The sequence below is a fragment of the Pedobacter sp. genome, assembly GCF_035566355.1.
Lineage (GTDB): Bacteria > Bacteroidota > Bacteroidia > Sphingobacteriales > Sphingobacteriaceae > Pedobacter.
The window spans coordinates 1-14,668 of the sequence record NZ_DATMRL010000249.1; the positions used below are offsets into that span (position 1 = coordinate 1).

10 protein-coding genes are annotated in these 14,668 nt (G+C 41.5%); 8 read left to right on the forward strand and 2 right to left on the reverse strand.

All coding sequences use genetic code 11. The features are described from left to right. From sprA to VNZ46_RS09660, 8 genes are all read left to right on the forward strand, one after another. Positions 1-5,573, forward strand: a 5,573-nt coding sequence (gene sprA, locus VNZ46_RS09625; RefSeq protein ID WP_325559933.1) for a cell surface protein SprA, incomplete at its 5' end; no start/stop codon positions are given. A 52-nt stretch (positions 5,574-5,625) separates the two neighbouring features. Continuing rightward, the gene (gene gcvH, locus VNZ46_RS09630) at positions 5,626-6,006 is read left to right on the forward strand and encodes a glycine cleavage system protein GcvH (RefSeq protein WP_325559935.1); all 381 of its coding nucleotides are present in this window, start codon (positions 5,626-5,628) and stop codon (positions 6,004-6,006) included. Between the two features lies 1 nt (position 6,007). After that, on the forward strand, positions 6,008-6,412 hold the full coding sequence (locus tag VNZ46_RS09635) for a VanZ family protein (protein ID WP_133782167.1): 405 nt from the start codon (positions 6,008-6,010) through the stop codon (positions 6,410-6,412). After that, a complete protein-coding gene (locus VNZ46_RS09640; RefSeq protein ID WP_325559938.1) occupies positions 6,396-6,530 on the forward strand; it encodes a hypothetical protein in 135 nt (44 codons plus the stop codon). The genes VNZ46_RS09635 and VNZ46_RS09640 overlap by 17 nt, the downstream gene beginning before the upstream one ends. Positions 6,531-6,641: 111 nt before the next feature. Beyond that, positions 6,642-9,449 (forward strand): outer membrane beta-barrel family protein, encoded by a 2,808-nt coding sequence (locus VNZ46_RS09645; protein WP_325559940.1) that lies wholly within the window; start codon positions 6,642-6,644, stop codon positions 9,447-9,449. Positions 9,450-9,514: 65 nt separating this feature from the next. Continuing rightward, positions 9,515-9,730: a FeoA family protein gene (locus VNZ46_RS09650; RefSeq protein WP_108555370.1), complete on the forward strand. Its 216-nt coding sequence runs from the start codon at positions 9,515-9,517 to the stop codon at positions 9,728-9,730. Positions 9,731-9,734: 4 nt separating this feature from the next. Next, a complete protein-coding gene (feoB, locus tag VNZ46_RS09655) occupies positions 9,735-11,852 on the forward strand; it encodes a ferrous iron transport protein B (RefSeq protein WP_325559942.1) in 2,118 nt (705 codons plus the stop codon). Between the two features lie 18 nt (positions 11,853-11,870). Next, positions 11,871-12,485, forward strand: coding sequence for a SprT-like domain-containing protein (locus VNZ46_RS09660; protein WP_325559944.1), 615 nt, complete (start codon positions 11,871-11,873; stop codon positions 12,483-12,485). Here the strand turns inward: VNZ46_RS09660 and VNZ46_RS09665 are convergent. Next, positions 12,434-13,237, reverse strand: a complete 804-nt coding sequence (locus VNZ46_RS09665) for a hypothetical protein (RefSeq protein ID WP_325559945.1) — start codon at positions 13,235-13,237, stop codon at positions 12,434-12,436. The genes VNZ46_RS09660 and VNZ46_RS09665 overlap by 52 nt on opposite strands. A gap of 58 nt (positions 13,238-13,295) precedes the next feature. Next, a partial coding sequence (locus VNZ46_RS09670) for a transketolase C-terminal domain-containing protein (RefSeq protein WP_325559946.1) occupies positions 13,296-14,668 on the reverse strand: 1,373 nt, incomplete at its 5' end.

Genomic DNA, 14,668 nt, shown 5'->3' on the forward strand with positions numbered 1-14,668 from the left:
TCCTGGAAGGTGAAAAGATAGATAACGAGACAAAAACGCCGCTGAAAAACAAGCAATGGATCCAGGTGACCCGCCTGGATCGTTTAAATATGCAGGGTGAAAAAAGGCCGGATGGTGTTTTCGATTTCCAGGTGGAAAACAAACCTTTTACGGTGGGTAATACACCCAATTCAAATGACATTAACACGCCCATAACGTCTAGTACGGTTAATTCTAATGCGAGTCTGGCTGGCTTTGGTTCCAACACCAGTAGCGGATACATCACCATTGATCCATTGAACGGAAGGATTATATTTCCTGTACTGGAGCCTTTTGGAAGGGATTTGGCAAGCCAGTTTTTGCCAGGGGAACAAAATTTAATAGATAAGTATACGTATACAGCTTTGTACGATTCCACGAAGGTGATTGCACAGCAGTTGTTCACGAATAAGAACCGTTATGTAATTAAGGGAACTTATCAGTCTGAAATTTCAACAGAGTTTTCTTTAAACTCCATTAATGTCCCTCAGGGATCGGTTAAGGTACTTGCCGGAACCATGCCTTTGCAGGAGGGGATAGATTACACAGTAGATTACCAGGGCGGAAGGGTGAAGATCCTTAATGTAGGCCTGCTCACTTCAGGACAGCCCATAAAGATCACAACGGAGAACAACGAAATGTTTGGCCTTCAGCAGCGGAGTTTATTTGGAACGAGGATGGATTACCGGGTAAACAATAAACTGACACTGGGCGGAACATTTATGAACCTGAGTGAAAAGCCATTGACGGCAAAGGTGAACATCGGGGAAGAGCCCATTTCCAATACCATGTGGGGGCTTGATCTGAACTACAGTTCTCCTTCCAGATTTTTAACAAAGATGGTGGACAAGCTGCCATTTATTTCTACTAAAGCACCCTCGAGTATTACTTTCTCGGGAGAGTTTGCACAGCTGATTCCAGGGCATCCGAGTGCAATTAATGCAGATGGAAGCAAGGGAGGAACAAGTTATCTGGATGATTTTGAAGCTTCCCGTTCGGTAATTGAGTTAAAAGGTGCCATATCCTGGCAGCTATCGGGAACACCACAGTTGTTTCCGGAAGCAGCGCTTATTGATAACCTTGCTTACGGATACAACAGGGCAAAGATTGCATTTTATAATATAGACCCCAGTTTTTATAATAAGATTTCCTCCAATATTCCCGATTATCTTAGAAATGATAAAACGGAATTGTCGAATCATTATGTAAGGGAGATCCTGGAACAGGAAGTTTTTCCTTTTAAAGAGATTCCTACCGGGCAGCCCACGACTTTGCCTACACTTGATGTGGCCTTTTATCCTATGCTTCGTGGTCCTTACAATTATACGCCGACAGGTTTTAATTCGGATGGAACTTTGAAAAATCCTAAAACCAGATGGGGAGGCCTTTTCAGGCCTATTTCTACCAATGATTTTGAAGCACTTAATATTGAGTATATAGAGCTTTGGGTAATGGATCCTTATATCTATAAACCTGGTTCTGCTGGCGGGGACCTTTATTTTAATCTTGGGAATATTTCTGAAGATATTTTGAAGGATGGGCGTAAGTCTTTGGAGAATGGCTTGCCCGCCGATGGCGACCCTGGTAAATATGATGAAACCAATTGGGGCAGGGTACCGAAGCTTCAGCCGGTGGTTCAGGCCTTTGATAACGATCCTGATGCAAGAAAGGCACAGGATGTAGGTCTTGATGGTCTGTCCAACAATGATGAAAGAAAGAAATTCAATGCGCAGATCAATCAGATCAGAGGACAGCTGAACCCGGATGCGGCGGCTAAATTTGAAAATGATCCATCTTCCGATGACTATGCTTATTTCAGGGGCACGGCACTGGATCAGGCGCGTGCAAAGATTTTAAGAAGGTACCAGGATTATAACGGGCCAGAGGGAAATTCCAAGACCTCAAAACAATCCCAGGATGATTTTGGAGTTGATAACTCTGCTTCTACTTCTTTGCCGGATGGGGAAGATATCAACAGGGACAATAACATGACCCAGTCTGACGAATACTTCCAATACAAGATATCGATGCGCCCGGCAGATCTGATGGTGGGTAAGAAATACATTACGGATAAGGTGACTTCGCAGGTTAAACTGGCCAACGGGCAAACACAGGCCGTCAACTGGTATCAGATCAGGATTCCTATTGCTGATTTTGATCAGAAGATAGGTGGTATCCAGGATTTTAAGTCTATACGTTTCATCCGGATGTTCATGACGGATTTTGCAGATACGACGATATTGAGGTTTGCGAAAATTCAACTGGTGAGAGGAGAGTGGAGACAGTACAATTCGAACAATGATCCTTCTCAGATTATTGTCGATCCATCGGCGGGTGCCGTAGGGCCTGACAATTCCACTGTAGAGATTGCGACGATTAATATCGAGGAGAATGGCAAACGTTCGCCGATTCCTTACGTGGTTCCCCCTGGTATTCAACGCCAAAAAGACTATACCAATTATCAGAACAATACGCAGTTAAATGAACAGTCATTGACCCTTACGGTAAAGAATTTGAGGGATGGCTATGGTCGGGCGACATTCAAAACAGCATACAGTGATTTCCGTTCGTATAAAAGGCTGGAAATGTTCATTCACCTGGAAGCTGTGGGTAATTCGGTGGTCAATGACCGGGACTTGAGCGCGTTTTTAAGAATAGGTACGGATAACCAGGACAACTATTACGAGTACAATCAACCTTTGGTGGTTACACAACCGGGAACCAGTAATCCTTATTCCATATGGCCCGACCAGAATAAAATGGACATCCAGCTGGAGCTGTTCCAAAAAGCCAAGCTGGCCAGGAACAATGCCCGTACGTCGACTGGACAGTTATGGCCGCCAAATATTCCTTTTGTCTATATGGATGGCGAGCGTTCGGTTATCATTAAAGGACAGCCTGATATGAGTAAGGTCAGGGTGTATATGCTTGGGGTTAAAAATCCGCATAAAAACCTGGCCAATCCAGGATCTGATGATGGTCAGGATAAAAGTGCCCAGTTGTGGTTTAATGAATTGCGGTTAACCGAGTTTGATGAGAGAGGGGGCTGGGCAGCAACTGCTCGTGTCAATGCCAAGCTGGCGGATTTTGCTGATGTGAACATTTCGGGTAGTAAATCTACAGTGGGTTTTGGTGCGCTGGAGGATCGTGTAAGTGAGCGTAACCGGGCCGATAATATCTTTTTTGATATTTCTTCGAGTATGGAGCTTGGTAAGTTTTTTCCAAAGAAAACGGCCCTGAGAGTGCCTATGTTTATCAGCTATTCCAAGCAGGTGAGTACGCCTCAGTATGATCCGATGAAACCGGATATAGAACTGAAAAATTCCCTGGATGCTGCGACTAAAGAAGAGAAGAAGGCCATCTTGAACTATGCCCAGGATTATACCACGAGGAACAGCATCAATTTTACCAACGTGAGAAAGGAACGTACAGATGCAAGTAAAAAGGTGCATCTGTGGGATGTGGAAAATTTAAGTGCGAGTTATGCTTATACCAGTTATTCGCACAGGGATTTTATTAATGAAAATTCCATACAGCGTACCTACAGGGCCTCGCTTGCCTATAATTATGCGGGCCAGTCCAATTCGATTACCCCATTTGATAAGATTATCAAATCGAATACACTGGCCTTGCTGAGGGATATTAATTTTAGCTTATTGCCAAGTTCTATCAATTTCAGGATTGATGTAGACCGCTATTATTCGGAGAATAAATTGAGGGACAATAGCCCGGTGAATGGAATACCGATCAATACCACCTATAATAAGAATTTCCTGATCACCAGGGTGTATGGAATTTCCTGGAACCTGACCCGTTCACTAACATTGGATTTTGATGCGACTAATTATTCCATTATTGATGAACCTGATGGTAAAATTGATGGGATGAAAAGGGATACCGTGTGGCAGAATTTGAAACGGCTTGGGCGTACGACGGATTATAGTCATAACCTGAACATCACCTATAACTTGCCAATGAATAAAATTCCGGGCATGGATTGGGTGAATGTGGCCACCCGTTACGGAACGAACTTTAACTGGCAAACTGAACCACTGGCTACTTTGAATGATCCAAATATCAACTTAGGGAATACCATTCAAAATTCCAGAACCATTCAACTTAATCCTACACTGAATTTAACCAGTCTTTATAATAAATTTGGTTTCATCAGACGAAATTCCGGACCTGACAAAAGTGGGGCTTCGGCATTCTTTGTGAATCTTTTGACCAGTATCAAGACCATCAATGGGGCGTATACTCAGACTAAAGGGATCTTTCTTCCGGGTTATCTCCCTAGAACGAAGTTTTTTGGGATTGATGGGGCTACGGGTGCGCCTGGATTGGGTTTTGTATTTGGTAGCCAAAGGGATATTAGTCAGATGGCGATCAACAATGGCTGGATTACGACGGATACGCTGCAATCGCAATTGTACATCAATACATTGCGCGAGGATTTGAGTTTAACAAGTACAGTGGAGCCTGTTCGTGATCTGCGGATTACCTTAACTGCAAATAAGAACCGGACACTGAATTATTCGACCAATTTCAGATACAGGGAAAGTACACATAGCTTTGATGAGCTCAGTCCAACCACTACGGGCGATTATAGTGTGAGTTTTATTTCTCTTGGAACTGCATTTTCTGATAAAAATGGCAGTATTGTTTCCAAGTTGTTTGATAAATTTATGGCCAACAGGCAGGTTATTTCGCAAAGGCTGGGCGGTCAGAACCCTAATTCAAGTGGCAGTGTGGATGGATTTGCAGACGGATATGGTAAGGAGGCTCAGGATGTAGTGGTTTCTGCATTTATCGCGGCTTACACAGGGAAGGATGCTTCTTCAGTGAGCCTGAATTCCTTTCCTAAAATACCGTTGCCTAACTGGAGGATCAATTACAGCGGGCTCACAAGAATTCCTTTCCTGGAGGAATATTTTAAATCGATTGACCTGAGACATTCTTATCGTTCAGTATACAGTGTAACCGGATTCAATTCTCTTTTAAAATATGCGGAACGTGATGGTTCGGTGACCAGCAGGGACGACAATCAGAATTTCCTGCCGCGTTATCAGTATTCGCAGGTCACTATTGCAGAGCAGTTTGCTCCGCTTATTGGAATAGATACCCGTTTAAAGAGTAATATCACAGCTAATTTTGAGATTGGAAGAACCCGCTTACTGGGATTGAGCCTGGCGAATAGCCAATTGGCGCAATTGTCGGAGAACAATATGATCTTTGGCCTGGGCTACAGGACTTCAAAGTTCAGGTTCCCTTTTGGTTTATTCAAACAGCTCAAGATGAACAACAACATGGATTTTAAACTGGATGTAGCGGTCAGGGATAATAAAACAGTGATCTACCGGGCAGATGTAACGGAGGCAGAGGTTTCTTCAGGTGCCAAAAATATTACATTCAGGCCAAGTGTGGATTATATCTTGAACCAGCGTTTTAACGTTAAATTGTTTTATGACTCCAACGTTACTAAACCCTATACATCGCAAACCTTTAATACGTCCTTTAGTAATTTTGGTTTTAGTTTAAGGATTACACTGAATTAAGGTTGGTATAAGAGCACAAGAATAATTAACTTTGACATAAAAATAAATAAGAATGAATTTTCCATCAGAATTAAAATACACTAAAGACCATGAATGGGTTAGAGTGGAAGGCACTGAAGCTTATGTAGGTATAACTGATTTTGCACAGCGTGAGCTGGGTGATATCGTTTATATTGATATCAACACCGTTGGCGATGAAGTTAAAAAAGATGATGTTTTTGGAACTGTAGAAGCTGTAAAAACAGTGTCTGATTTGTTTATGCCTGTAACTGGAACCGTTACTGAAGTAAATGCGGCGCTGAATGATAATCCTGAACTGGTAAACTCTGATCCTTATGGAGACGGATGGATGGTAAAGGTGAGTTTAACAGATGTTGAAGCTGTGAATGAACTGTTAGATGCAGATGCTTACAAAACTTTAGTAGGAGCTTAGAATGAATTATTTAAAAGGGTTAAAATACCAGGTCTGGGCAATTCTCTGGACTATATTTATTTTAATACTTTGTTGCATTAAAATGCCAGACTCTAAAGAGACTGGCATTTTTTTTACAGGGTTTGATAAGTTGGTGCATCTTGGTTTTTTTTATGTGCTTACAGTCTTATTGCTGTATGGCAAGATCAATCATCAACATAGTTATAGTTTCCGTTCGCTTACTATATTTAAAATCATTTTAATCACTGCTTCAGTTGGGGGTGGAATAGAGATGATCCAGTATGCGTTTTTTCCTTATCGCTCCGCAGAATGGTGGGATTTTGGCTGTGATATGATTGGTGTTGCGATGGGAATTTTTAGTTATATCTTATTGCATAAATCGGATTATCATGAAAAGAAAGCTTAGTATTGCTGTACTGCTTTGCATGGTTTTGCTGAGCAGTTGCAGTGTGTTTAAACCAGGTTGTGGCTGCCCTAAAGTGAGTACTTTAAATAGCCGTCAAAAAGCAATGAGGAACTCTTAATCGCGGGATAATCATTTCGTGTATTTAAATTGTTACCGGGAATTTCTGACCTTCAACTAATCCATTGCCGTCCTTACAGGTCTATAAGGATAAATTGTATATATTTAATTTATGACTAAAATTTTTACGCCCGGACTGGTATTCGTTATACTGGTGTTTTTCAGCTCACTTTTATCCGCTCAAACCAAAAATGGATCTGTTGCCGGAAGAGTAATTACAGCCAAGGATAAACAGCCTGTTGATTATGCGACAGTTGCCGTAAAAAGTTTAAAAGACTCCAGTGTTGTTGGAACGATTAATACGGAAAAAGATGGTCGTTTTGAAGTAAAAGGACTTGTTCCGGGAGCTTATCGCTTATATGTTGCCTATCTTGGGCTTCAAAATGTAACCAAAGATTTTACGGTTTCTGCTGATGCTCCTTCAGTTAGCCTGGGTGATCTTGCGATGCAAAATACAGGTCTTGATTTAAAGACGGTAGAGATTAAAGGTCAGGCGCCACCTGTAGTAGTCAAAAAGGATACGATTGAATTTAATGCCAGTACGGTGAAGGTAAGGGAGAATGCGGTTGTAGAAGATGTTTTGAAGAAATTGCCGGGTGTTGAAGTTGCTAAAGATGGAAGCATTAAAGCACAGGGGGAGACCGTTACTAAAATCAAGGTAGATGGGAAAGAGTTTTTTGGAAGCGATCCCTTACTGGCCACAAAAAATTTACCTGCAGATATGGTGGATAAAATACAGGTGATTGATCAGATGTCTGATCAGGCCCAGTTTACCGGTGTAGACGATGGTAACAGGGAAAAAATCATTAACATTACGACCAAAAAAGATAAGAAAAACGGAATCTTTGGAAACAGTTCAGCGGGGTATGGAACTGACGGCAGATACGATGTTAACCTGAATGTCAATAAATTTAAGGGTGATGAACAGATGTCGGTTGTTGGCCAGTTTAACAATGTGAATAAGCAAAGCTTTGGTGGCGGCGCGGGAACAGGTGGTGGAGGTGGAAGAATGGTACAACTGGTTAGTGGCAGCGCTGCTCCTCCTCAGGGTATTACCACAACTAATGCTGCAGGTTTTAACTTTGCAACCATTACGAAGAACAAGACGGAGATCAATGCCAGTTATTTTTTCAATAAAACGTCGTTGTTCAATGAACAAAACAGCTTAACGCAAAATTTGCTGGGCAATACCAAAACTACATTTGGAAACGACCTGAACAGCACGACTGATCGTCTTAATCACAGATTGAATTTTCTTATAGATACTAAAATTGATTCAGCTACCTCGATTAAAATACAACCAAACCTGAGCTATACAGATACAAAACTGAATCAAAATAGCACCTATACCAATCAGTATGCTCAGTCTTCGACGAATGGTACTCAGGGCTATAATACAAAATCTACTTCTCCTACATTGTCAAATAACTTGTTGCTGCGCCACAAATTTCTTCGTCGCGGGCGTACAATTTCCCTGAATGTGAGTACAAATATTAACGACAATACTTCGGATAATTATAATAATATTGTTGCCAATACCATTGATTCTACAGGAACATCACAATCGCTTACAAACCAGTTCAATGATGTAAAGACGAATTCTATTGGTAATTCTGCCCGAGTTGTATATACAGAACCATTGTCAAAAACGTTAAATCTTGAGTTGAATTACCAGAACGGTTATAATCACGACAGATCGGAACGTTTTACCTATAATTTTAATCCATTGACTTCTCAGTATGATCTGATAGATAATACCTATTCCAATACCTATGAGAATACGACCTTGACCAATTCTCTTGGTTTCAGCTTTACAAAAACCGGGAAGAAATACAATCTGAATGCAGGCGTTGCGGTGCAGAATACAGATCGCAAAAACGATAACATTACGACTGGAAATGTGTTCAACCAGAACTTTTATAATATTACACCAAGTGCACAGTTCAGGTATACTTTTAGTAACAGCAAACGTTTAAGGATCAATTACCGTGGTTCTACCACGCAACCGACCATTTCCCAGATCCAGCCTGTTCCGGATAATTCCAGTACACAGAGTATTGCTCTTGGAAATCCTCAGCTTAAACCGTCATTTACCAACAACCTGAGTATTTTCTATAACAATTTTGATTTCGCACATTTCAGGTCGCTGTTTGTTTTTGCGAATATCTCACAAACCTTTAATGCTATTGGGAACAGCAGTACATTGATCGTTAATGATCCGGATACGACAAAGAATGGAAAGATTGCGGTGCTTCCTGTTAACGTTAAGGGTGTTTATCAATTTAATGCAGGATCTTTTGTTGGGCTTCCTATCATTCCCGAAAACAAGTTAAATGTGAATATTAATTTGAGTACATCGTTTTCAAAAGGGGTGAACATCACCAATTCTATCAATAACGTTTCTACAAATTTCAGTGTGACAAATGGCTATAAACTGGTTTCCAATTTTGAGAAATTTGATTTTACAGCAGGTGTAAACGGAACTTTAAACAGGAGTATCTACTCTGCACAGCCCAATGCAAATACAACCTATTATACATTAAACCCTACGCTGGATATCAGTTATGTATTTCCTGGTGATATTCGTTTGGCCGCCAATGTGGACTATTTTCAAAATACCGGAAGGGGTGAGGGCTATGATAGTAAGTACACCCTGCTTAATTCCTATATCAGCAGACAATTCTTCAAAAACAGAGGAACATTTAAATTTGAGGTATATGATCTGTTGAACCAAAACCGCGGTGTGAGCCGTACCTCTACCAGTAACACGATTACAGATTTAAATTATAATGTGCTTAAGCGCTATTGTTTATTATCATTTACCTACTCCTTAAACCGGATGGGTGGCAAAAATATGCAGGGAGATATGAAAATGCCAGGCAGAGGAGGTGATAGAGGCGGCATGCGGATGAGAATGTAACATAAGTTGGTCTTTATTTGGAATTATTATCAATAAAGGCTAACTTGCCCACCTAATTTAGGACAATGAAACTTTCGCAGTTAAACGTAGGAGAAACAGGAACTATAGTCGCATTTACAGATTTGGAGATGTCAGTGAAGTTAATGGAAATGGGATGTTTGCCTGGAGAACTCGTTGAAGTGGAACGTTTTGCACCTCTTGGTGATCCTATGGCTATACGTGTAGCCGGCTATCAGCTTTGTTTACGTAAAAATGAAGCATCCGTTATCATAATACAATAAAGATTTGGCTTCTGTTTTTAAAATTGCCCTGGTTGGTAATCCTAATACAGGAAAATCAACCCTGTTTAATCTGTTAACTGGTTTAAACCAGAAAATCGGGAACTTCCCGGGGATTACTGTTGATAAAAAGGTCGGCTATTGCAAGTTGTCCAATCAGCAGCAGGCCGAGATTATAGATCTTCCCGGAACGTATAGTTTGTATCCGAAAAGCAGGGACGAGAGCATTGTTTTCCAGGTGCTTGCCGATAAAAGTAATTCCAGCCATCCGGACTTGGTCATTTTGGTTGCTGATACCACCAATCTTCGCAGAAATCTGTTGTTGTATTCGCAGGTTGCTGATCTTGGCCTGCCGGTAATGTTGGTGCTGAACATGACGGACATGGCTAAAAAAGAGGGTCTGACTGTAAATATTGATCTGTTGGCCAAAAGGCTGGGTATCCAGGTTGTGGCTATATCCGCCAGAAGCAACATCGGCTTGGAAGAACTTAAGCAGGCAATTGTCAACAGCACAAGTATCCCGACTCAGCTACAAGGAGCAGATGTACATGTATTGGCGCCTGAAGCCATTGATAAAGCCAAAGCTTTATTGGCTACGGAGAATGATTATTTTGCCTTACAGTTGCTTCATCAGCATCAAACGCTCGATTTTTTATCTGCAGAGCAACATAAAACCCTTGATGGGATAAAAGCAGCAGCTGATTTCGAATCTTCGAAACAGCAGGGAGCAGAAACGATTGCCCGTTACAGGTACCTGAGTACCGTTCTTTCTGGTGTGATAGAGGACACCGGTGCCAAACGTAAATTTATCTTTAGTGATAAACTGGATGCCATATTAACCAATCGTTTCTGGGGATTTATTATTTTTATAGCGATCCTGTTTTTCATTTTTAACTCTATTTTTTCCTGGTCATCCTATCCAATGGAACTGATTGAAGGAAGTTTTGCCTGGTTAACAAATTATGGGCATCAGCATCTTCCGGATGGTATTTTGACTAATCTTTTTCTGGATGGGATTCTTGCCGGATTGGGGGGAGTAATGATCTTTATTCCTCAGATTGCCATTTTATTTGCTTTTATTTCTGTATTGGAAGATACGGGTTATATGGCGAGAGTGACTTTTATGATGGATAAGGTGATGCGTAAATTTGGGCTGAGCGGAAAATCGGTTGTACCGATGATTGGTAGCCTGGCTTGTGCGGTACCTTCCATTATGAGCGCGAGGAATATTGAAAGCTGGAAAGACCGGATCATTACGATTATGGTGTCTCCATTGGTGAGTTGTTCTGCCCGTTTACCTGTTTATACTTTGCTGATCTCACTGATCATTCCTAATAAACATGTTTTTGGATTTATCAACCTGCAGGGCCTGACATTAATGGGTATGTATGTGATCAGCATTCTTGCTGCTGTATTGGTGGCTTTTGTGATGAAATTTCTGATCAAAGCGAAAGAAAAATCGTATTTCATTATGGAACTACCGGTATACCGGATGCCAAGGTGGAAGAACGTGATCTTTACGATGTATGAGAAGTCAAAAACCTTTGTTTTTGAAGCGGGTAAAGTAATCATTGCGATTTCTATTATTCTATGGGTACTGGCAACCTATGGGCCGCCAAAACGTATGGAACAGATTGAAAAAAAATACGCGCAGATTGAGGCTTCCAAGGATAGCATACAGGTAAGTACACTGGAAAGGGATAAAGCTGCAGAACGCCTTGAAAACTCTTATGCGGGGATATTGGGACAGACCATTGAGCCTGTGATTAAACCTCTTGGTTTTGACTGGAAAATTGGTATAGCTCTTATTACGTCTTTTGCTGCCAGGGAGGCATTTGTAGGTACTATGGCTACAATCTATAGTGTAGAGGGGGGCGATGCGCAGACGGGTACCATCAGGGCTAAAATGCTGGCGGCAAAAGATGCCAATACTGGGTTACAGATTTTCACTTTTGCTACTGGTTTTTCTTTGATGTTGTTCTATGCTTTTGCTATGCAGTGTATGAGTACTGTTGCGGTTGTATTCAGGGAAACGAAATCCTGGAAATGGCCGCTGATCCAGATCGTATATATGACAGGGATGGCCTATGTGGCCAGTCTGATTGCCTACCAGTTATTAAAGTAATTTTCTATCTTAGCCTCTGTGGAAAAGGTACAAGTTCTTACGCAATATATGCCGCCGGCTGCTGCGCCGCTGATCGCGAAATGGATAGATTATTTCCAATGTGAGTTTAAAATATCCAGAAACAGAGCAACTAAACTTGGAGATTACCGGCATCCATTTAAAGATTCGGGCCATAAGATTTCTGTAAACAATGATTTGAACCGTTATGCTTTTCTGGTGACGACAGTTCACGAATTTGCACATTTGCTGACCTGGAATGAGTATAAGAATAAAGTAAAACCTCATGGACAGGAATGGAAGAATAACTTCAAAAGGATGATGAGTCCCTTTTTGGAACAGTCTGTTTTTCCGGAAGATATTCAGCAGGCGATTTTAACCTATCTGAGTAATCCTTCAGCATCCAGCTGCACAGATTTACAGCTCTCCAGGGCGCTTAAGAGGTATGATCAGGCATACAACTCCTCCAGGCTGGAAGAAATCCCTTTAAACACCGTATTCACCATTAAGGACGGGCGGAAATTTCGGAAAGGAGAAAGGCTTCGGAAAAGGTACCGGTGTCTTTGCCTGGACAATGGAAATATTTATTTGTTCAATCCTTTGGCCGAAGTAACTTTGCTGGCCACTGGAACATAGATGGCCTGTTTGTCTTTGATGATCCAGTTGAACCGGATCTTTTCACCTTTGTATTTTAACGGATCTGCAACAAGGCTGTCTATAAAGGCATCCTTTTCTTCTATCAGCAGGGTAGCCTGATAATCACTGCTGGTTTTACTTTTTAAGCTCATATAGCTTTCCTCGGGAAGAACATGAATGGCTTCAAATACCATTTCAAATTGATTTTGCTGTGCCAGGGCGTTTTGTAAGAATTTGATTTGTCGCTGATAGGTCTCAGGGCTTGCTTTACTGGAAGTGCTGATTAGTTTATACGAAGTTTTTTTTTGCTGGTTTTCATTGGAACTTTCCCTTTGCACCATTTTAAAGATGGTGTTATTTCTTAAATAGGTAAGCGTATCTTTTAGTACGGTTCCCTGAATGTTACTGGTCTTTACCAAAACAAGGCTGTCATTTCTAAGATAGAATGCTTTTCTTGTATTCTTTAGTGCGCCATTGTCTTCATTGGAGAGGAGTAATACGGTGTTTCCGTTGTCCTGATATTGTTCAGCATAGAATGAATGGTCTCTGATGGTATAAAGAAGACTGCTTTTCTTTTCTGTCCTGTCTGTTTTTTTGTCAATAGCATCAGCATAGCTGTTGATGATCTTTTCGTTTATTGCAGTAGCAACGGAGTCCTGTGCAAGTGCGGCCTGCGGATGATTGGATTTAAAGTTACAACTGTAGAGTACACACAAGAGATAAATGGAGGCTGAGGCAGTAAAGAATTTCATAACAGGACATTATTTGGATATGGATTCTGAATTACAGGCCATTATCGTGCCAACACAGTTAATAGGTTCTGAGCTTCTCTACATTTTCGTGTAATCTGCTTTTTGCAAGAAAACTGTCTTCCAGTACTTTATTCATCGGGATTGCCGTGTCCAGACTTCCGCATCTGATCACTGGAGCATCAAGGTATTCAAAGCAGTATTCGGAGATCCAGGCTGAAATTTCTGCGCCAAAACCAGAACCGATTGTATCCTCGTGGAGGACTAATACTTTTCCCGTTGCTTGGACAGCGGTTTTTACTGTTTCTTTATCCCAAGGTTGTAAACTGCATAAATCTACCAGCATTATGGAGTATTCTGGATATTGGTCCAGATAGGATAGTGCCCAGTGTACCCCCATGCCGTAGGTAATGATCACCATGTCTTTTCCTTCCTTCAGGATATTGGCTTTTCCAATTTCAACAGTATAATGGCCTTCGGGTACTTGCCCGGATAAACTTCTGTAGAGGTATTTATGTTCAAAATAGATGACTGGATTGGGGTCTTCAATTGCAGCGAGCAGCAAGCCTTTGGCATCATAGGGGAATGCGGGATAAACGACTTTAAGTCCTGGAGTCTTGGTAAACCAGGCTTCATTGCTCTGAGAATGGAAGGGACCTGCGCCTGTTCCGGCTCCGGTTGGCATGCGAATGACTACATCTGCCTTTTCCCCCCAGCGGTAGTGTGTTTTGGCCAGGTTGTTTACGATCTGGTTAAAGCCACAACTTACAAAATCAGCAAACTGCATTTCTACAACGGCTTTATAACCATTAATGGAGAGGCCAAGTCCTGCACCAACAATTGCAGATTCACAAATCGGGGTGTTGCGAACCCGCGCTTTGCCGAATGCTGAACTGAACCCATCGGTTATTTTAAATGCGCCTCCGTAATCGGCAATGTCTTGTCCCATTAACACCAGATTAGGGAATTGCTGCATGGAAAGTTTAAGTGCATCGCTGATGGCATCAAGATATCTCATTTCTGAACTAACTTCTCCAGGAGCAGCTACTTTTTGCTGATAAGGAAAATACATGTCCTGGAGTTCATTATCTGGATTTGCTACAGGCTCGGATTCTTGAAAGGCGCTTTCTACTTCTTGTTCTATTTCCTGTTTCAGACTGGATTTTAAGGCATCAGCCAATTGGTCGTTGAGTATACCCTGTTCATATAGATAGGCTTCAAAAGTCTTTACGGGATCTTTTTTTTCCCATTCTTTAAACAATTCTTCAGGTACATACTTTGTTCCGGAGGCTTCTTCATGCCCCCGCATTCTAAAGGTAAGGCATTCCACAAGTACCGGTCTGGGGTTTTTCCTGATGCGCCCGGCAACCTCGTGTATGGTGTCGTATACTTCCAGCACATTGTTACCATCCACCTGGATGCCTTCAATCCCAT

Bases quoted from the DNA above. Each gene is read 5' to 3' on its own strand.
- VNZ46_RS09650 (WP_108555370.1), top strand. From the start codon at position 9,515: ATGAAACTTTCGCAGTTAAACGTAGGAGAAACAGGAACTATAGTCGCA.
- gcvH (WP_325559935.1), top strand. From the start codon at position 5,626: ATGAATTTTCCATCAGAATTAAAATACACTAAAGACCATGAATGGGTT.
- VNZ46_RS09635 (WP_133782167.1), top strand. From the start codon at position 6,008: ATGAATTATTTAAAAGGGTTAAAATACCAGGTCTGGGCAATTCTCTGG.
- VNZ46_RS09645 (WP_325559940.1), top strand. From the start codon at position 6,642: ATGACTAAAATTTTTACGCCCGGACTGGTATTCGTTATACTGGTGTTT.
- VNZ46_RS09665 (WP_325559945.1), bottom strand. From the start codon at position 13,237: ATGAAATTCTTTACTGCCTCAGCCTCCATTTATCTCTTGTGTGTACTC.
- VNZ46_RS09640 (WP_325559938.1), top strand. From the start codon at position 6,396: ATGAAAAGAAAGCTTAGTATTGCTGTACTGCTTTGCATGGTTTTGCTG.